This window comes from Paenibacillus borealis, assembly GCF_000758665.1.
Taxonomy (GTDB): domain Bacteria; phylum Bacillota; class Bacilli; order Paenibacillales; family Paenibacillaceae; genus Paenibacillus_AQ; species Paenibacillus_AQ borealis.
The window spans coordinates 2,565,953-2,586,244 of the sequence record NZ_CP009285.1; the positions used below are offsets into that span (position 1 = coordinate 2,565,953).

The window sequence follows — 20,292 nt, forward strand, 5'->3', positions numbered from 1 at the left end:
ATATATGGATAAGGAAGGGATCAACTCATGGCTAAAGCATCAAACAAAGTAAATACCGCTTCATTGGAACAAGTACTTAACCGTCAGGTAGCGAACCTCAATGTTCTATATGTGAAAGTGCATAACTATCACTGGTATGTGAAAGGCGAGCAGTTCTTTTCCCTGCATGTGAAGTTTGAAGAACTGTATGATGATATCACGCTCAAAATGGACGAGGTTGCCGAACGCCTGCTGAGCATCAAAGGCAGTCCGGCAGCGACTATGAAAGAATATTTGGAAATTGCCACCATTCAGGAAGCGACCGGCAAGGAAGATACCCGGGGCATGGTGCAGACACTCATCGAGGATTTCGCGACAGTAGCGGAAGAATTGACTGAGGGCATCGAATTGGCGGAAGAAGTCAGCGACCAGCCGACGGCTGACCTGTTCATTAAGATCCGCAGTGATCTTGAGAAGAACCAATGGATGCTGCGCTCTTTCCTGGGCTGATAGCCGGGTAATCTTTACTGTGTAAGTTTGGGACAAGAATAAACAAAGCCTCCCCTGGGATAATACCATGCGGGAGGCTTTATTTATGCTACGAACTAAAGTAGAGAGTTCATTCAATAATGCAGCAATGAATGTATTCAGTTCCAAGTGGAAACTCAGTAATAGTTGTATATTGTGCAGTTAAAAACAGCGAAAAGGGCTGCCCGCATTTTATAACTGTATTCTGTACAACTAAATCTGCCCGAATGGGCGAGAATCAAGGTCCAAAGGCAGTTTAATTGTACGAAATACAACTAAACGGATAATCGGCTGGAAATCAGACATTTTAATTGTACAAAGTATAATTAAGCATAGGCATATACCGAAATAGGGCCACTGCAAACCATCAGCAAGCGATACAGACTAGGAACTCCCGTCGATGTTAATCATATTGTCATTATGATCAATCACCGTTTGAATGAATTTCAGTGAAGCCTGCAGCTCCGCCTCCGAGAATGTGTTCAAACCCTGAATAAAGCTCTGTTCAAGGCTTTGATGCATCTCGGCGTGAACGACAAAGAGCTGCCTGCCTTTGGGCGTAAGGCTGAAATAGACTTCTTTCTTGTTGTCATTCATCCGGCTGCGCTTAATGCAGCCTTCCTGGAGGAGCTTGCCGCTGATTTTCGTAATGCTCGCCTTGGACAACTTCATTTTTTCTGCAATCGAGGTGCTGTTAATGGGCTCGTGGTTGCCGATGCAATCAATGACATGAATAGTTGTCATAGAGTTTGAAGTGAAAGTCAGCCCATACTGACGGGTGAGATCAGCGAAAGCATCGAGTTCGGATGCAAAAAGCTGTTCATTTAAATGCGTTAAGTGGAGTAAACGGTCATACAGTAGCCGCTTAAGTCCTTCGGGTGAGTTCATAAGGCTTGGCATCTCCCTGTTATGCAAAATTATCTTTATCCTACCCCCAAATTATTCACTTGTAAACTAACGCTTAACGATTGAAGCTCACTGTCTCCTACAATAAATAATTTGACAGCTATCTTCCTGCGAAATATAGTTTACTAGTAAACAATTTTAAATTGTTGAATGTTAACAATATTCCGGGGAGGATGAGGATGAAGAATGTGTCTCAAGCGATAAGAGAACGGCGGACCATCCGGAAATTCAGCACAAGGCCGGTCGAGCAGGAAGGGATCGTTTCTCTGCTGAATGAGGCGGCAAGTTTATACGAAGCCGAAGGGACGCCGCATTGGCGCTGTCTGTACTTCGGCACGCCGGAGTCACGTGAAGCGCTGGCTGAGAGCATGATTGCCAGGGTGAAGGAAAGCAATCTGGGAAAACTCCTTCCTGCCAAAATGACGGGATTTCTAAAAAAACAAATTAATTCTACTCCTGCCCACATCATCTTCATTGCTGAATCCGCCGAAACACGGCGGCAGCGCGACGAAAATTACGCCGCAGTCTGCAGCATTATGCAGAATGTTCAGCTGCTGGGCTGGGAACAAGGGCTAGGGATGCTATGGTATACGGATCCGATGTTTTTCAACGGGTCTTTGTTTAGTAAAATTGGCTTAAGAGAAGGAGAACGGTTCGCCGGAATGCTGGAAATCGGCTACTTTGAGAAAACGCCGAGAGCCCGGAAAAGAACGCCGGCAGAGGAGAGTTGGAGTATAATAGGTGAGGAAGACAAACTGCATTCGGAGTTCAACACAGTTTCTCCGCAGAACGTCCTGAAACTGCTGAATGAGGCTGTATGGGCGCCAAATGACGGGATGAGAGAACCCTGGCGTTTTATCTATGTAACGGGTGATCAAGCCGCCATCAAACTGCGATCCTCCGGAGAGGATGCTTCAACACCGTTCCTTGTGGTCGTGGCCAAGGAGCAATCGGATCCTCACAAGCAGGATGAGGATTATGCAGCGGTATGCTGTCTGATCCAGAACTTTCAGCTGCTGGCCAAGTCGGAGCCGTGGCACCTTCGCCGCCTGATTCCGGAATGGATTTATGACACGAAGCAGTGCAAGTCATTTGGAATTCGTCCCCGGGAGCGGATCGTTGCTGTGCTTGAACTGGGAGGAGACAAGAGAGTCCCTGATTCCGTGTCTGCTCCAGTGTTTTTTGAACAGTTCAGCAGGGAGAATGACCACAGGCGATAACTACCGGTTTTTAGCTGTGGTTCCAGGCCGCAGAGTGTTAAAAATTAAAGTCGGTATTTGTAAAAATCGGACCTTTGTAATAAAATTAGTGAGAATCATTGATAATCACCGTGATTCAATTTATAATAATTACAATGTGATATAAAATCTAATTGCTTGTGATCAGGGAAATCCTGTGACAATACAACTTTCTGATTTCGCAAATCGATCAATGGAGGGAATAATAATTATGGCAGCAGATTTTGTCATTGAGGGACTGAAAGCGACGATTGAAGGAAAAGAAATTCTGAAGGGTATCAACCTTCAAATGAAAGGCGGAGAAATTCACGCCATCATGGGACCGAACGGTACTGGTAAAAGTACTTTGGCCTCAGCCCTGATGGGTCATCCGAAGTATGTGGTTACAGAAGGCACAGCCGTGCTTGAAGGTGAAGATCTGCTGGAGATGGCAGTTGATGAACGCGCCCGTGCCGGGTTGTTCCTGGCTATGCAGTATCCGAGCGAGATCAGCGGGGTAACCAACTCCGACTTCCTGCGCAGTGCAATCAATTCCCGGCGTGAAGAGGGCAGCGAGATTTCCCTGATCCGTTTCATCCGGCTGATGGAAGCGAAGATGAAGGAACTGGATATGAATCCTGAGTTCCTGCACCGCTACCTGAACGAAGGCTTCTCCGGCGGTGAGAAGAAACGTAACGAAATTCTCCAAATGATGATGCTGGATCCTAAGATCGTCATTCTTGACGAAATCGACTCCGGCCTTGATATTGATGCACTCAAAATTGTTGCCGATGGTGTGAACTCCATGCGCAGTCCGGAACGCGGATTCCTGGTCATCACTCACTATCAGCGTTTGCTTAACTACATCAAACCTGATTACGTGCATGTCATGATGCAGGGACGGATTGTGAAGTCCGGCGGTCCTGAGCTTGCAGAACGACTGGAAGCAGAAGGTTATGAATGGGTTAAGGAAGAACTCGGCATTGAAGACGAAACTGTAGGACAAGAAGCTTAGAAACGCTGGAAGGAGGAAACCACTTATGACGACGCAAACCATTCTTCCCGTGGATGCCCAGAAGCTCGGCGAATTATCGCAGAGCAGCGGCGAACCGGGCTGGCTGAAGGACAGCCGCTTGAAGGCACTGGAGCTTGCCGCTGAGCTTGCCCTGCCGAAGCTGGAGAAGACACGGATTGACCGCTGGAACATTAACAACTACGGAGAGTACAAGGCAAGCCAGGCTTTCACATCCCTTAGCGAAGCGCCTGCTTCGATCACCGCACTGATCAAGGATCAGGAGGAAGGCAGCCTGATCATTCAGCGCAATTCGGGAGCCGTATATGCCCGTCTGGCTCCTGAGCTGGCTGCGCAAGGCGTGATATTCACCGATCTGCAGACAGCAGTCAGAGAGCATGGAGATCTGGTGCAGCGTTATCTGCATAAGGCAGTATTGCCTGAAGAGCATTCCATCGCGGCACTGCATGCAGCGCTGTGGAACGGCGGGGTATTCCTCTATGTTCCTAAGAATGTCATCATTGAAACTCCGCTGCAGGCGGTGCTGTTAACAGATGACGCCGAGGCTGCTTTTGTCCCGCATATTCTGATTGTTGCTGATACTAATAGTTCATTAACCTACGTGGATAATTATGTATCCGATAAATCCGAAGCGGGCCTGCATAACGGGGCGGTTGAGGTGTTTGTAGGCGCAGGTGCTACTGTACGCTATGCCACGGTGCATCAGCTTGGACAGGATACCACAGATGTGACTTACCGCCGTGCGGTAGTGGAGAATGACGGTACAATTGAATGGATCATCGGCGAGATGAACTATGGTGATACCGCCAGCGACACCAAGTCTGTGCTGAAGGGTAACGGATCAAGCTCGGATGCCAAGGTAATTGCTGTAGGTACCGGTTCGCAGAAGCTGAGCTACACTACGCAGGCCCAGCATTTTGGCAGAAACACTCCGAGTGATATGATTACCCGTGCAGTGATGCGGGATTCGGCCACTTCCATTATTAACGGAATTACGAAGATCGAGAAAGGTGCCACAAGAGCGGACGGGCAGCAGACCGAGAAGGTTCTGATGCTGAGCCCCAAAGCACGCGGCGACGCCAACCCGATCCTCCTTATAGATGAAGATGATGTAACTGCAGGCCATGCCGCTTCCGTAGGACAGGTCAATTACGAGCAAGTCTATTACCTGATGTCCCGGGGAATTACGCGGCATGACGCAGAAACACTGATCATATACGGCTTCCTGGCTCCTGTTGTGTCGCAAATTCCACTGGAGGGACTGCGCAATCAGCTCCAATCTCTTGTGGAAAGGAAGTTAGGCCAATGATTAGCAGCTCAATCCGGGAGCAATTTCCTATATTGAATCAGAATATTAACGGACACCCGCTAGTGTACCTGGACAGCGCGGCAACTTCACAGAAGCCGCGCCAGGTCATTGAGGCGGTCAAGTCTTATTATGAATGGGATAACGCCAATGTTCACCGCGGGGTGCACACACTGGGCAGCCGGGCAACTGATGCTTACGAAGGCGCCCGCGAGAAGCTGGCTAAGTTCATTAATGCCCGCAGCACCAAGGAAATTATTTTCACACGCGGTACTACAAGTGCACTTAATATTGTAGCTTCATCTTATGGACCTTCCGTCCTGCAAGAGGGCGATGAGATCGTAATTACCCAGATGGAGCATCACAGCAATTTCATTCCCTGGCAGCAGCTGGCCAAGAAGACAGGGGCAACCCTGAAATTCCTTCCTTTGCAGAAGGATGGTACAGTGACACTGGAGGATGCCGAGAAGACGATTACGGCTCAGACCAAGATCGTAGCTATCGCGTATGTATCCAATGTTATGGGGATTACCCATCCTATCAAAGAGCTTGCAGCAATTGCCCACCGCAACGGTGCCGTAATCGTGGTGGATGGAGCACAGAGCACGCCGCATATGAAGGTGGATGTGCAGGATCTGGACTGTGACTTCTATGCGCTGTCCGGTCACAAGATGCTGGCGCCTACCGGAATCGGTGCGCTATACGGCAAGAAGGCTTTGCTGGAAGCTATGGAGCCTGTCGAATTTGGCGGCGAAATGATTGATGATGTAGGTCTCTACGAATCGACCTGGAAAGAGCTGCCCTGGAAGTTCGAAGGCGGGACACCGATTATTGCGGGTGCCGTTGGACTGGGAGCCGCGATTGATTTCCTGCAGGAGGTCGGACTGGATAATATTCACCGTCATGAGATGCAGCTTGCCGCTTATGCGGAGGAGCGGCTGTCAGAGATCAGTGATCTGACGATCTACGGCCCCCGGAACCGCCAGGTGGGAGTAGTCACCTTCAACCTTGGCGATGTCCATCCGCATGACGTAGCTACGGTGCTGGATGCGGAGGGCATTGCTGTCCGCGCCGGACATCATTGCTGCCAGCCGCTGATGCGCTGGCTGGAGGTCAGCTCAACAGCCCGGGCCAGCTTCTACCTGTACAATACGGAACAGGATGTAGATTCGCTGGTTCAAGCCTTAATCAAGGCAAAGGAGTATTTCGCCTATGAACTTGGATGACTTATATAGACGCGTAATTATGGATCATTACAAAAATCCCCGGAACCGTGGTTCATTCGAAGATGATGCACTCAAGATTGAGCTGAACAATCCTACCTGCGGCGACCGCATTACGCTTCAGCTTAAGGTAGAGGACGGCGTCGTCAAGGACGCCCGTTATAGCGGCGAAGGCTGTTCAATCAGCATGTCGTCGGCTTCGATGATGACGGAAGCGGTCAAAGGCCAGACTGTAGCGCATGCGCTTGAGCTGGCGGACAGCTTCTCCTCTCTGATGAAGGGTGAAGAAGCAGATTTCGGAGACTACGAAGATATTGAAGCCCTGTCCGGTGTTAATAAATTTCCGGCGCGGATCAAATGTGCCACACTGGCATGGAACGCGCTTCGCAAAGGCATAGATACGGAAGAGAATCATCAACAACATTAGAAACAAGGAGGCTGACACCATGGCTAAGAAAGCGCCTGATATGGAAGAGTACCAGTATGGATTCCGTGACGAGCATAAGTCGATATTCCAGTCTGGTAAAGGGCTCACGGAAGAAATTGTCCGGGAAATCTCCGCAATTAAGAATGAACCGGAATGGATGCTTAAATTCCGTCTGAAAGCACTGGAGCAGTTCCGCAAGATGCCAATGCCTACTTGGGGCGGCAATATGGACGATCTGGATTTCGAGGACATTCAATATTATGTAAGACCTTCGGAGAAGCAGGGCAAGACTTGGGAAGAAGTGCCTTCCGAGATTAAGGAAACCTTCGATAAGCTGGGTATTCCTGAAGCGGAGCAGAAATTCCTTGCCGGCGTCTCGGCACAGTATGAATCTGAGGTTGTATACCACAGCATGCAGAAGAACCTTGAGGATCAAGGGGTAATCTTCACAGATACAGATTCTGCACTGCGTGACCACCCCGAGCTGTTCAAGAAGTTCTTCGGCACCATCATTCCTCCGGCAGACAACAAGTTCGCCGCGCTCAACAGCGCAGTCTGGTCGGGCGGCAGTTTCATCTATGTTCCGAAAGGCGTGAAATGTGAAGTGCCTTTGCAGGCGTACTTCCGTATCAACTCCGAGAACATGGGACAATTCGAGCGGACCCTGATTCTTGCGGATGAAGACAGCTTCGTGCATTATGTTGAGGGCTGTACGGCTCCGATCTATAGCACCAACTCCCTGCATAGTGCAGTCGTTGAAATCCTGTGCATGAAGAATGCGCGTGTGCGTTACACAACCATTCAGAACTGGGCACCGAATATCTATAACCTGGTAACCAAACGTGCGGTTGCCGAAGAGAATGCTACCATGGAATGGGTAGACGGCAACATCGGTTCCAAGCTGACAATGAAATATCCGGCAGTTGTGCTTAAGGGCCGCGGAGCCAAAGGTTCGGTATTGTCGATCGCGGTAGCAGGCAAAGGCCAGCACCAGGATGCAGGCGCCAAGATGATTCATCTGGCACCGGACACTACTTCCACGATCGTCTCCAAGTCGATCAGCAAGCACGGCGGGAAGGTAACTTACCGCGGACTCGCTTCCTTCGGCCGTCAGGCAGAAGGCGCGAAATCCAATATCAAATGCGACACGCTCATTATGGATAACCAGTCCACCTCGGACACGATTCCTTATAATGAAATCATGAACGATAACATCGTGCTTGAGCATGAAGCTACCGTATCCAAGGTTTCGGAAGAGCAGCTGTTCTATCTCCAGAGCCGCGGCCTGACGGAAGCCGAAGCTACGCAGATGATCGTTATGGGCTTCATCGAACCGTTCACCAAAGAACTGCCGATGGAATATGCGGTTGAGATGAACAGATTGATCAAATTCGAGATGGAAGGCTCCATCGGTTAACAGGAGCTTCGATCTTCGATTATAACCAAGCAATATCCAGTACGTGCCCACAGATTCTTGACGCAATATTGTCTAAGATCTGTGGGCATTTTTATGGGGTATGGGGAATTATACAATGTGAAATAATGTAGTGGACACAGGAGCAACCGTGTAAATTATATCTTTCCGGTCTTAAGGAGGCCCCGATGAGAAAATTGGTCGTATCAGAGTTTATGACGCTGGATGGAGTAATGGAGAATCCGCAGTGGACTTTCGCCTATGGAAGTGAAGAACAGGAGAAATACAAATTCGGAGAATTGAAGGACGCTGATGCTCTGCTGCTGGGCCGTGTGACGTATGAGGCATTTGCCGCTGCCTGGCCCAATATGCTGGAGCAGACCGGGGATTACGGCGGGATGATGAACGGTTATGCCAAGCATGTCGTCTCCACAACGCTCTCCGAAGTAACATGGAACAATTCAAGTCTCATTAAGGACAACCTGCTGGAGGAGATTAGTAAGCTTAAGCAGCAGCCGGGCCGGGATATTCTGGTATTCGGCAGCTGTACGCTGGTCCAGAGCCTGATCAGCCTGGGTCTTGTGGATGAATTCCGCCTGATGGTATTCCCGGTGCTGCTTGGCACCGGCAAACGTCTCTTTGGTGAAGGACTTAAGGAACAGGGACTACATTTGACAGATACCCGGAGATTCTCCTCGGGCGTGGTTGTGGCCAGCTACGGTCCGGTTAAGAATTAGGATTAATGTTCAGGCAAATCGCGTAAAAAGAGATTTTGAATGAGTTTTGCTAATTGGGTTAGCGGATAGACTTAGCGAATAAGCGTAAGCACCGGGCATAGCTGTATGTTCTGCTGCTTGCGTTTTTTTGTGCGTAGTAAAGGTGAGGTGGACTGAGAGGCGCTTATTTCTTCAAAAAAGCCCATATTGGCACTGAAACGGACTGAGATTCCGTTATATCGTATTTTCCGGTCTGAAAGTAGGGGGAAGCGGCCAAATAAGGGAATCTGAGTCCGTTTGTCGGACGGATTCTCCTGAATTGCCCGATTAGCGGAATTTCAGTCCGCGTTAAGGGGAGATAGGCATGGCGGGTTCCGTAAAATTCTTGCGGAGGCGCTTTTGTAATAAAAATACATAATATTCCTTTTAACGGACGGCTTAAAAGCAGTTTCGCAGGGTTGAATCTTGCTATATCTTAATTGAGCAGTATTTACGAGGAAATGGGAGGAATTAAAGCTATGGGAGGGCTTTACTACCTGCTTAAGCCCTGTTTTTTCCGAAAAAACAAGGAAAATGCTCATTTCTCCCCTTTGCCGCATTAAATCATGGGTGATAAACTGCTTAAAGTCCCTAAATTGAAAGCGCATATAAAAGGTAGCTTAAGATGTGAGGTTTAGCGGATAAGACCATGCTTACGAAGTAGCTTTACTTCGTAAAGCTAAGACCATGCTTACGAAGTAGCTTTACTTCGTAAAGCTTTAAGGAGGAGAGATATGGATGTTCTCAGGCAACTGCGGGGCTTTTATCGGGAGAAACTGCACTATTTGATTCTGTCGATTGTATGTTTGGCGGCCGCAACTGCAGTGGGGCTTATTACCCCCAATTTGTTAAGGAGATTGATTGATGATGTTATTGTTCCCCTAAAGTTTACTGAGGTGCCCGTACTCGCTCTTAGTGTGCTTGCTGTAATTATTGTTAAGGCGTGCCTGCAGTTTGCGCATGGATTCTTCGGTGGACGGCTGGGTAATTTCTTGGCCTACCGGCTGCGCAATGCCTGCTATGAGAAGCTGCAATTCCTGTCCTTCCGTTATTATGATACGGCGAAGACAGGTGACCTGATGTCCCGGCTGACCGGGGATTTGGAAGCGATCCGGATGTTCATCGGCTTCGGATTTGCCCAATTGCTGAATGTATTTTTCATGGTTCTGTTCGGTTCCATCATGATGTTCACAATCAACTGGCAGCTTACGCTGGTTACTCTGATCACTATGCCGTTCCTGGCTGTAGTTGCACTCAGATTCGAATCCAAGATTCACCCGGCCTTTCAGGAGATGCGTCTGGCTTTAAGCTCCCTGACAACGGCTGTACAGGAGAATGTCACCGGGGTGAGAACAGTCAAATCGTTTGCCAGAGAGGCTTACGAAGTTGAGAAGTTCTCACACCGTAATGAACGTTATAAGGAAAATCAGATTTTTGCCGCCGAGCTATGGAGTAAATTCTTCCCGGTGATGGAGCTGTTGGCTTCGGTCAGTGTAGCGATATTGCTGGGGGTTGGCGGTACACTGGTCATTAACAAGCATATGTCGCTTGGAGAACTCGTCGCTTTCTTCAGCCTGATCTGGTATATAATCGGTCCGGTATGGGGCCTTGGCTTCCAAATCAACAACTATACCCAGTCCAAGGCATCCGGAGAACGTGTGCTTCAAGTCCTTAATCAGCAGATTGATGTGAAGGATAAAGAGAATGCACTTGAGCTTGTACCGTCCGAAGTGAAAGGCGAAGTGGATTTCGATCATGTCACTTTTGCTTACGGGAACAAGATGCCGGCAGTCAAGGATATTCATTTCCATGCTGATCCCGGTGCAGTTATCGGATTCCTGGGAGGAACCGGTTCAGGGAAGTCGACCATTACCCAATTGATGATGCGCGCTTATGATGTAAATCAAGGAAGTATCAAGCTCGATGGGGTGGATATCCGTGAATTCCAGGTCCGCAGTCTGCGGGCACAGATTTCGACGGTGTTCCAGGAGACGTTCCTGTTCTCCTCCTCCATCCGCAATAATATCTCCTATGGTCTCAAAAATGTCAGCATGGATGATATCATCCGTGCCGCCGAGCTGGCGAAGGCGCATGAGTTCATTATGGAGATGCCGGAGGGTTATGATACGGTGGTAGGTGAACGCGGGATGGGTCTCTCCGGCGGACAAAAGCAGCGGATTGCCATTGCCCGCGCACTGCTGAAGAACCCGCGGATTCTTATTCTGGATGATGCGACCAGTGCGGTCGATATGGAGACTGAACATGAGATTCAGGCAGGATTCCAGGAGGTTATGCGCGGACGGACAACCTTGATCATTGCCCACCGGATTTCCTCTCTGCGCCATGCCGACCAGATTATTGTGATGAATGAAGGGAAGATGGTGCAGCAAGGTACGCATAAGGAACTGATTGAGGTTCCCGGGCCTTACCAGGATGTATACCGGATTCAATATGCCGATTATTTGGCCAGAGATAATGAACTAGGGGCAGGTGATCCGGCATGAATCTTGAACCATCCAAGCAGACCGCAAGTGCGGCACTAGAGAATGATAACAGCAAGGCAGAGGAACAGACTTTGGAGGAGCGTTTCGTCTATAAGGATGATGACGTTATAGACAAGGCTTTTGACTGGAAGCAGTTCACCCGCCTGTTCGGTTACATGAAGCCGTATGCGAGGCAGATGCTGCCGCTTGTCGCGGTAATGATGATTCTGGGTACAGTGACGAAGCTGACGGTTCCGTTCCTGACCAGTATGGCGATTGATAAGGCAATTGCTCCCGAGGACGGGAACTCAAGTCTTACGCTGCTATATACGCTGACGGCCAGTGTTATTGTGCTATATCTGATCCAGTGGATCGCCGGCGTGTACCGGATTAAATATACGAATGTGATCGGGCAACGGGTCATCTATGATCTGCGCTCGGATCTTTTCCGCCATATTCAGAAGCTCTCCTTCAACTTCTTTGACAAAAGACCGGCTGGATCGGTACTGGTGCGGGTGACGAATGATATCAACTCGCTGCAGGATTTGTTCACGAACGGGGTCGTCAACCTGATGATCGACTGCGTGCAGCTGGTCGGCATTATGGTCATTCTGCTGCTGATCAACTGGAAGCTGGGACTTGCGGTAATGATTACTGTACCGGTTATGTTCCTGATCTCCACCAAGCTGCGGCAGAGAATACGGATTGCCTGGCAGGATGTGCGGATGAAGAATTCGCGGATCAACTCCCATCTGAATGAGTCGATTCAGGGAATTCGCGTAACCCAGGCTTATACCCAGGAAGAAGAAAATATGCATTATTTCGATGCCATGAATATGGACAGCCGGAAATCCTGGAACAAGGCTTCGGCAATGAACCAGGCGTTCGGTCCTATTATTGAAGTCACCGGAGGCTTCGGAACGATGATCCTCTTCTGGTTCGGGGCTTATCTGATCCAGTCCGGTGAGCTTACCGTTGGTTTCCTGGTGGCCTTCAGTACTTACGTCAGTAACTTCTGGGACCCGATCAACCGCCTAGGCCAGATGTACAATCAGCTGCTGGTCGCAATGGCTTCCTCAGAGCGGATCTTCGAGTATCTCGATGAGCAGCCTGCGGTTCAGGATAAGCCCGGAGCAACGCCGCTCTCCAAGATTCAGGGAGACATTCACTTTAACAAGGTAGTATTTGAATATGAAAAAGGCCGAGCCGCGCTCAAAGGCATTAATCTCGATGTGAAAGCCGGCCAATCGATTGCCCTCGTAGGCCATACCGGCTCCGGTAAGAGTACCATCATCAATCTCATCGGCCGGTTCTATGACATCAAGAGCGGCGACATCACGATTGACGGCAGGGATATCCGTGATGTAACCCTGCAGAGTCTGCGGGAGCAGATCGGGATCGTGCTCCAGGATACCTTCATCTTCTCGGGAACGATCCGGGACAACATCCGCTTCGGACGGCTGACTGCGACCGATGAAGAGATCGAGGAGGTCGCCAAGGCGGTAGATGCCCATGACTTCATTATGAAGCTGCCGGGCGGCTATGAGACCGAAGTCGAGGAGCGCGGCAGCGCACTGTCCATGGGTCAGCGTCAGCTGCTGTCCTTCGCCCGGGCGCTGCTGGCTGATCCCCGGATTCTGATTCTGGATGAAGCCACAGCCAGTATCGATACGGAGACGGAGATCAAGATCCAGGAAGCGCTGAAGCTGCTGCTGCAGGGCCGGACCTCGTTCATCGTAGCCCACCGGCTTTCCACCATCCGCCATGCGGATAAGATTGTGGTGCTGGATCACGGCGAGATTAAGGAAGAAGGCAACCACGCCGAGCTTACTAAGCGCGACGGCATCTATAACGGATTAATTGAAGCGCAGTTCCGCTTCTTATAAGTTACAGCAGAAGCAGCAGCTGATCCCTGACTTAGGGGAAAGGCTGCTGCTTTGTTATCCAGGCTTGGAACGGCCTTGCTTCAGCAGACTTAACTCTGCCGTTTGCCGGCTCTGCCGGTTACTCTGACCTCCAGCATCTGTGCACTGATCTCCTGCTGCCACGCCGAGTCTTCTGTATGTGCCGCCAGCATGGCTTCATTATTCAAGCGGGCCATTTCCCAGCAGTATACCGCATTGACATGCAGGCAGTGCTGCTGCTCATCACGTTCCGCTGCCGCCAGCGGCCGCTTCAGACTAAGGGTGTACAGCTCCGCAAGGCGCTGATGAACTGCAAGCATAAATTAACCTCCTCCAAATGACCGTTTGCTTACAGCCTAGCCCTGGAGGCCCGGATTCAAACCGGGGAAAAATAAAGTTCTTGAAATCGCTTTTTTTTATGCTACAATAACAGTAATACAGGATTGTGACCGGTAACGCGGGCAATGCCTAAGCTGATGCGAGTATCATTTTCTTAATGATATTGGGATCAACTTAGGCTTTTTTTGTACAAACTATGTGGCGGGGGGTGAATATTGATGATTATCGAGAAGGTGCTGAACAACAATGTACTTCTGACCAAGAACCAGAAAGGCAAGGAAGTCATTGTCATGGGCAGAGGGATTTCCTTCAACAAGGTGGCAGGGGATTATGTGGATCCGGCTAAGGTGGACAAGATTTTCCTGCTCAATGAGAATGAATTCACGGCACGGCTGACGGAGCTGCTGAACGATATTCCAGTGGTGCATCTGGAGCTGGCCAATGAGATCGTGATGTATGCAAACGGGGTGCTGGGCACGGAGCTGAGTGATAATCTGTATCTGACACTGACCGATCATATCCATTTTGCGCTGCAGCGTTTCGAAAAGGGTATCATGCTGAAGAATGCGATGCTGTTCGAAATCAAACGTTTCTATAAGAAGGAATATGAGATCGGGCTGGATGCCCTCAAGATCATCGAGCAGGCAACAGGCCTTGCACTTGGTGAAGATGAAGCGGGGTTTATTGCTCTGCATCTGGTGAATGCCAGAATGGATGGCGGAAATGAGATGAGATCAACCGTCAAGATGACGGAGATCGTCCAGAATATCCTGAATATCGTTACCTATCATTACAAGGTGGTGCTCGATGAAACTTCGCTTAATTATTCACGGTTCCTGACGCATCTGCAGTATTTCTCCATGCGGATCCTGAAGAAGGAGACCAGTAACAGCGGCGAGGAGTTTCTGTACAACCAGGTGAAGCAGACTTATGTCAGAGCCTTCGAATGCGCAAGCAAAATCAATGAGTACTTGGAGAAATCCCATGGACAGAGCTTGAGCAAGGATGAATATGTATATCTGACGATTCATATACAGCGTGTGACGGATCGCAACAGCCTGGAATAACACATACTTAGCAACCCTATAACTTCATAATTTCAGCGGACAGGGTGTAACTGGTAATGCAGGCAAAACCTGAACTGATGGCAAAATCAGCGTGTTTAGCGCCCATTTTTGCCTTGAGTTCAGGTTTTTCTTGTTTGCAGAGGGGAATATTAGTACTTGCTGGCACAATCCGCCTCTGCAGCGATGTTGTTCAAATACAGAAGGATAAAGGAGCAAATCAAAGTGAGTAACAACAAAGACTTATCCAAACAGATTATTACCCTCGTTGGCGGAGAAGATAATGTGAATTCCGTATTTCATTGTGCAACGCGCCTCAGATTCAAATTGAAGGATAACAGCAAGGCCAATAAAGCAGCGCTTGAAAAAACGCCGGGGGTCATTACCGTGGTGGAGAACAGCGGCCAGTTCCAGGTCGTCATCGGCAACAATGTCAGCCAGGTGTTTGAGCAGATTATGAAGGAAACGTCTTTGCAGGATGCTGAGAAAAACGGTAATGACGAAAGCTCCGAAAGTACCGGTGTACTGGGCAAAGCTGTTGATATTATTTCAAGCATTTTCTCTCCGATTCTCGGGGCGCTCGCCGGTGCAGGGATTCTTAAGGGCCTGCTGGCTTTGATTCTCTCGCTGGAATGGATCAGCGGCACCAGCGGAACTTATCTGATTCTCAATGCAGCGTCGGACAGCGTGTTCTACTTCCTGCCTGTGTTCCTGGCAGTTACAGCGGCGCGTAAATTTAAAGCCAATCAATTTGTCTCCATAGCAGTAGCCGGGGCGCTGATATACCCTTCAGTAATTGCTGCTGTCGGTTCGACAGACCCGCTGAACTTCCTGGGGATCAAGATTGTGCTGATCAATTATTCCTCCAGTGTAATTCCGATCATTCTGGCGGTATGGGTACAATCCTATGTGGAGAAATGGTTCCGTTCGTTCATTCATGAGTCGGTCAGAAATATTCTGGTTCCCATGTTCGCGCTCTTAATCGTAATTCCGCTCACGTTCCTGGCCTTCGGACCTGTAGGTTCACTAATCAGTGACGGGCTGGCTTCCGGTTATACCTGGCTGTACAATCTTAGTCCGTTGGTTGCCGGGGCTATTGCCGGGGCATTCTGGCAGGTATTCGTGATCTTCGGCGTACATTGGGGTTTTGTACCGATTATGCTAAGCAATATTGCTACGCTGGGGTATGATACGATGCTGCCAATTCTGTGTGCGGCGGTACTGTCTCAGGCAGGTGCAGTCTTCGGCGTATTCCTGAAATCAAGAAACCCGCAGCTCAAGGCTCTCGCCGGTTCTTCTACACTGGCGGCCATCTTCGGTATTACTGAACCAACAATTTACGGGGTTACCTTGAAGCTGAAGAAGCCGTTCATCTACGCTTGTATCTCCGGGGCTATCGGTGGGGCAATTATCGCACAAGGCGGCGCAAGAGCACTGTCTTTCTCATTACCGGGGCTGCTGGCACTGCCGACTTATTTCGGAACAGGATTCATCTGGGTAATCATCGGGATACTTGCAGCATTTGTACTGGCTGCTATTCTGGTATTTGTACTTGGGTTTGATGACCCGGCTGCCGAAAGTGCTGCTTCTGTGAACACAAGCGGACCGGTTAACACAATCACACCAACGATGATTGACAAAGAAATGGTGGTAAGTCCTCTGGCAGGAGCATTGCAGCCGCTCGAGAGTCTGCCCGATGAAGCTTTTGCTTCCGGCGCAATGGGTAAAGGCATTGTAATTGAGCCGGCTTCCGGCAGACTGACTTCTCCGGTGAACGGAACGGTAACCACGGTATTCCCGACAGGACATGCCATTGGCATTACTTCGGACGGCGGTGCGGAGCTGCTGATCCACGTTGGAGTCAACACGGTGAAGCTGAAAGGTAAACATTTTGACAAAAAGGTACAAGAGGGAGATAAGGTCGTACAGGGTCAGCTAATGCTGGAATTTGACCTGGAAGCCATCCGTGCTGCAGGCTTTGTAACGGCGACACCTGTCATTGTTACCAACTCGGCAGAATACCTCGATGTTCTGAAGAATACCGGAACCGAAGTAACAAACGGCGAATCTTTGCTAACCCTAATACACTAGAAACCGGCTGCGGTTTATGCTGAACACGATGTATGACCGTTACCAGAAATGTGTTACAAGAAAAGGAGATTCGCTGAACCGTTTCAGGTTCAGCAATCTCCTTTTTTTTGAAAAAATTATATGCAACCAGCTATTCCATATAGATCTCCACGACCGCAATTTTGCGTTCGCGCGACAGATCAAGGAATTTGCCTTCGCTCTGCACGAGCGGCCGGAAGACATCCAGCGGATTGTTCATAATGATTACACCCATATCTCCGGTGCTGAGCAATACGCGTTTGCCGATAAAATTAGGCATCAGATGCTGAATGAAGGCTTGTACCGGTTTGCCGTTCAGCTTGCCGAAGCTGAGCGAGTTGATCTCGCGCAGTACGGAAATCAGCTCCTGCTTGGACTGGTAGACCCGGTGGGAGGTCATGGCGCTGTATATATCGGCGACCGCTGCAATCTGGGCATAAGGATGAATATCGTTCTTGGTAAGCTGGTGCGGATAGCCGGAGCCGTCTTCACGTTCATGATGCTGCAAGGCGACTAAAGCTGTGAAAGGATCATTCATGGAATTCTGAATGATTTCGTGCCCGTAAACCGTATGTAGTTTGATTTCGTCGAATTCGGCAGCGGTCAGCTTGCCGGGTTTGTTCAGAATATCAGGGGAGATCCGGCATTTGCCGATATCGATCAGGTATCCTGCACGGCCGATCTCATAACACTCCGCCTTGGAATATCCCAGCCAGGAGGCAATATAATAAGATAGCATCCCTACCTGCAGGGAATGGTTGTAGGTATAATTGTCTTCCCGGTCAAGCAGCAGAAGGAGTGAGACGACATCTTTGTGTTTGTCGAGCGTGGATAGCGTCGGCTGGAGAATATCGTCTACAACGGACTGATTGAAGCTTCCCTTAGTGAGTGCTTCCATATATAGAGATTCAAAACCATCGATCATGATGTCGAAGCTGCCGGAAGCAGCCTGGATGATTGAGGATCTGCTTGAGGGTGCGGGTTCTTCCTGCACCGTTTCAATATCTACATAATCTACGCCATGCTGTATCAGCTTGGCGATCTCCTCCAACTGGAGCCGTGATCCTTTGGGGAGTACATGCAGCCCGCGTGAGCTGAAGGTATCCATCCGCAGATGATCACCCGGCTTTAGATCCATGACGTGTACTCTCAATGAATATGCCACCTTACTATAGCGATTTTTTCCAGCATAGCAACAAAGTCGGGAATATTCAATGGTTTAGGAGTACTGTTTATAGCTGGAGGATTCTTCAGCCTGGGGATCTTTCCCGAGCCACTGTGAGCCTGAATCCCGGATATCCTTTTTCCATACGGGGACTGAGACTTTAAGCGCCTCAATGGCGTAACGGCTGGCCTCATAACAGGTATCGCGATGCGGTGCGGACACGGCAATGACAACACTGGCTTCTTTGATTCCTACGAGTCCGATCCGGTGTGCAATTGCGCAGTGAGCCTGCCAGCGTTCTTGAATCTCGAGGCCTATCTCCTGCAGCTTCTTCAGTGCCATGGGCACGTAAGCTTCATAATGAAGGGAGGTTGTCTGCTGATCTCCAGTCATCTCCCTGGTCGTGCCGACAAAGAGGAGTGAGGCTCCGTGGTTAACATCCTGCACCTTCTCCAGGAGCAGCTCAGCCTTCAAGGGATGAGCCGTAATGCTGAACAGGCCGTCTGCTGTCTCGCCAGCGGCAGCTTCAGGTTCTCCGCCGGACACGGGCGGGATCAATGCCACCTCGGAGCTTTCGGCAATCTCTGTATCATCCGGGGCATATTCCCGGTCAACGGCAACCAGGGATACTTTGATCTGCGGAGCAGCATCGGGATACGAAGCGGAGAGCAGTTCTTTCAGTTTGCCGGCTGTCAAAGGCGACTCATGGGCATGAAATGTCAGAGTAGAGGAGCCGATGACTTCGGCCAGACCCGCAAACAGTCGAATGGACACATGCATGATTTAATCACCTCGTAATTACATAAGTTAGGACAGCTTATAATGATTACAATATACCATAATGAGCCTGAAAATGTTATGCTAACTCTAGAAGAGCACAAGCCTGCCGCTTACACTATAAACGGCTGTACAAGTGGGAGGGAAGCAAGCTTATGAAGCCTGAGCCGCAAAGATTAACCATTCTTCATACCAATGACATACATAGCCATTTTGAAATGATGAGTCCTGTCGCGGCAGAGATTTCTGCAATGAAGGCTGCTGCAGGCGAAGGTCCGGTGCTGCTGCTGGATATTGGCGACCATATGGACAGGGCTGCCGTAGAGACGGAAGGCACGATGGGGCAGGCTAACATCGATATTATGAATCTGACCGGATATGATGCCGTAACTATCGGCAACAACGAAGGCCTTACCTTCTCACAGGAGAGGCTCTCGGCTATATTTACCGGCATCCAGTGTCCTGTGGTGTGCTGCAACTTCCTGGAGTCTGCAACCGGAGAGCCTCCGCACTGGATGCAGCGCCATGCCATCCTGGAGAAGGACGGGATCAAGATCGGGCTGACCGGTGCCACGGCAGCGTTCACTTCCTTCTACTCCCTGCTGGGCTGGGATGTGCTGGACCCTGAAGAAGCGCTGCGCGAGCAGTGTGAACTGCTGGCACCGCAAGTGGATATCCTGATCATTCTGTCTCATCTGGGGCTGCCCGCAGACCAGAAGCTGGCAGAGAATCTGGAAGGTGTACATGCCATTCTGGGCGGACATACCCACCACATGCTGGAGAAGCCGCAGATGATAGGCGGCACGGCCGTATGCGGCGCCGGCAAATTCGGCCGGTATCTCGGACGGCTGGTATTCGAGCGGGAGCAGCCGGACGGAGTCTTCCGGCTGGCTGAAGGGGGATGTACCGCAGTCAATGGCGCGCTGACTGAAGAGATCATCGCTCCGGCGGCAGCAATTCACCTGCAGCGCGGCCGTGAGGTGCTGCAGGAGACCGTTGCCATCAGCGACCGCGGGCTGCCGCTCGACCTGCAGGGCGAATCACCGTTTGGCAACCTGCTCGCACAGGCTGTCCGCCGCTTCACGGGCAGCTCCTTCTCGCTTGTCAATTCCGGGCAGCTGCTCGGCTCCCTGCCGGAGGGCAATATTACGGCAGGCATGCTGCATGCCCTATGCCCTTCCCCGATTAATCCGTGCATTGTACAGCTCACCGGCAAGGATATCCGCACTGCGCTGGAACAGAGTCTAATGGAGGAATACCGCAACAAGGTAATCTACGGCTACGGATTCCGGGGGAATATGCTGGGCAGTCTGGCTGTCGACGGATTAAAAATCTTGTACGATCCAAGGGTCATGCCGTATGATAACGGTATTGCGATTTTTGTCGGCGGAGAGAAGCTGGAAGACGGACGGGAGTATAGCGTCGGCACGCTGGATATGTTTACATTCCGCACCGGGTATGAGAGTATAGCGAATGGCCGGGAGCCTGTCTATTTGCTGCCTCATTTTCTGCGCGATCTGCTGCGGATGGAGCTCCAGCGCCCGGGGAGTCTCGATGAGAGCGAAGTTGCCCGCTGGGTGAGCCTGGCCACCTGATACATCCCGCAATTCATTCAAACATTAGAAGTCATAGCTGCACCAGGTTTCATTGACTAGATCAGGAG

Annotated in this window: 18 protein-coding genes; 13 read left to right on the forward strand and 5 right to left on the reverse strand. The window is 50.1% G+C overall.

The annotated features are described in order from the left end of the window. Positions 1-27 precede the first annotated feature (27 nt). Entirely contained in the window at positions 28-489 is a 462-nt protein-coding gene (locus PBOR_RS10635; protein ID WP_042211650.1) for a Dps family protein, read from the forward strand. A gap of 402 nt (positions 490-891) precedes the next feature. Here PBOR_RS10635 and PBOR_RS10640 read toward each other — a convergent pair whose 3' ends face one another. Further along, a complete protein-coding gene (locus PBOR_RS10640; RefSeq protein WP_342671108.1) occupies positions 892-1,251 on the reverse strand; it encodes a MarR family transcriptional regulator in 360 nt (119 codons plus the stop codon). Positions 1,252-1,592: 341 nt separating this feature from the next. Between PBOR_RS10640 and PBOR_RS10645 the strand changes: the two genes are divergently transcribed. From PBOR_RS10645 to PBOR_RS10685, 9 genes are all read left to right on the forward strand, one after another. Further along, entirely contained in the window at positions 1,593-2,633 is a 1,041-nt protein-coding gene (locus tag PBOR_RS10645; RefSeq protein WP_042211652.1) for a nitroreductase family protein, read from the forward strand. Between the two features lie 229 nt (positions 2,634-2,862). Further along, entirely contained in the window at positions 2,863-3,645 is a 783-nt protein-coding gene (gene sufC, locus PBOR_RS10650) for a Fe-S cluster assembly ATPase SufC (RefSeq protein WP_042135273.1), read from the forward strand. 25 nt (positions 3,646-3,670) lie between these two features. Further along, a complete protein-coding gene (sufD, locus tag PBOR_RS10655) occupies positions 3,671-4,972 on the forward strand; it encodes a Fe-S cluster assembly protein SufD (protein WP_042211653.1) in 1,302 nt (433 codons plus the stop codon). Continuing rightward, entirely contained in the window at positions 4,969-6,195 is a 1,227-nt protein-coding gene (locus PBOR_RS10660) for a cysteine desulfurase (protein ID WP_042211654.1), read from the forward strand. The genes sufD and PBOR_RS10660 overlap by 4 nt, the downstream gene beginning before the upstream one ends. After that, complete coding sequence (gene sufU / locus PBOR_RS10665; protein ID WP_042211655.1) at positions 6,182-6,619, forward strand: Fe-S cluster assembly sulfur transfer protein SufU; 438 nt, start codon at positions 6,182-6,184, stop codon at positions 6,617-6,619. Before PBOR_RS10660 ends, sufU begins: the two co-directional genes overlap by 14 nt. Before the next feature lie 19 nt (positions 6,620-6,638). After that, positions 6,639-8,036 carry a Fe-S cluster assembly protein SufB gene (gene sufB, locus PBOR_RS10670; protein WP_042211656.1) on the forward strand — a complete coding sequence of 466 codons (1,398 nt, stop codon included), beginning with the start codon at positions 6,639-6,641 and terminating at the stop codon, positions 8,034-8,036. Between the two features lie 185 nt (positions 8,037-8,221). Next, positions 8,222-8,770: a dihydrofolate reductase family protein gene (locus PBOR_RS10675; protein WP_042211657.1), complete on the forward strand. Its 549-nt coding sequence runs from the start codon at positions 8,222-8,224 to the stop codon at positions 8,768-8,770. Positions 8,771-9,522: 752 nt separating this feature from the next. Then, complete coding sequence (locus PBOR_RS10680; protein WP_042211658.1) at positions 9,523-11,292, forward strand: ABC transporter ATP-binding protein; 1,770 nt, start codon at positions 9,523-9,525, stop codon at positions 11,290-11,292. After that, the gene (locus PBOR_RS10685; RefSeq protein WP_081971990.1) at positions 11,289-13,157 is read left to right on the forward strand and encodes an ABC transporter ATP-binding protein; all 1,869 of its coding nucleotides are present in this window, start codon (positions 11,289-11,291) and stop codon (positions 13,155-13,157) included. The genes PBOR_RS10680 and PBOR_RS10685 overlap by 4 nt, the downstream gene beginning before the upstream one ends. Before the next feature lie 89 nt (positions 13,158-13,246). On the opposite strand, the gene PBOR_RS10690 is transcribed toward PBOR_RS10685, so the two are convergent. After that, positions 13,247-13,495, reverse strand: coding sequence for a DUF7667 family protein (locus tag PBOR_RS10690; RefSeq protein WP_042211659.1), 249 nt, complete (start codon positions 13,493-13,495; stop codon positions 13,247-13,249). A 237-nt stretch (positions 13,496-13,732) separates the two neighbouring features. Here PBOR_RS10690 and licT point away from each other — a divergent pair, with 237 nt between their 5' ends. After that, positions 13,733-14,581, forward strand: a complete 849-nt coding sequence (gene licT / locus PBOR_RS10695; protein WP_042211660.1) for a BglG family transcription antiterminator LicT — start codon at positions 13,733-13,735, stop codon at positions 14,579-14,581. A 16-nt stretch (positions 14,582-14,597) separates the two neighbouring features. Here the strand turns inward: licT and PBOR_RS36930 are convergent, their stop codons facing one another. Next, a complete protein-coding gene (locus tag PBOR_RS36930; protein WP_157764010.1) occupies positions 14,598-14,747 on the reverse strand; it encodes a hypothetical protein in 150 nt (49 codons plus the stop codon). 56 nt (positions 14,748-14,803) lie between these two features. Here PBOR_RS36930 and PBOR_RS10700 point away from each other — a divergent pair, with 56 nt between their 5' ends. Beyond that, entirely contained in the window at positions 14,804-16,669 is a 1,866-nt protein-coding gene (locus tag PBOR_RS10700; protein ID WP_245648125.1) for a beta-glucoside-specific PTS transporter subunit IIABC, read from the forward strand. Between the two features lie 130 nt (positions 16,670-16,799). Here PBOR_RS10700 and PBOR_RS10705 read toward each other — a convergent pair whose 3' ends face one another. Then, positions 16,800-17,840, reverse strand: a complete 1,041-nt coding sequence (locus tag PBOR_RS10705) for an HD-GYP domain-containing protein (RefSeq protein WP_039300202.1) — start codon at positions 17,838-17,840, stop codon at positions 16,800-16,802. 66 nt (positions 17,841-17,906) lie between these two features. After that, the gene (locus PBOR_RS10710) at positions 17,907-18,632 is read right to left on the reverse strand and encodes a molybdenum cofactor biosynthesis protein (protein ID WP_042211661.1); all 726 of its coding nucleotides are present in this window, start codon (positions 18,630-18,632) and stop codon (positions 17,907-17,909) included. Between the two features lie 152 nt (positions 18,633-18,784). Between PBOR_RS10710 and PBOR_RS10715 the strand changes: the two genes are divergently transcribed. Next, the gene (locus PBOR_RS10715) at positions 18,785-20,224 is read left to right on the forward strand and encodes a bifunctional metallophosphatase/5'-nucleotidase (RefSeq protein WP_042211662.1); all 1,440 of its coding nucleotides are present in this window, start codon (positions 18,785-18,787) and stop codon (positions 20,222-20,224) included. The last annotated feature ends 68 nt before the right edge of the window (positions 20,225-20,292 follow it).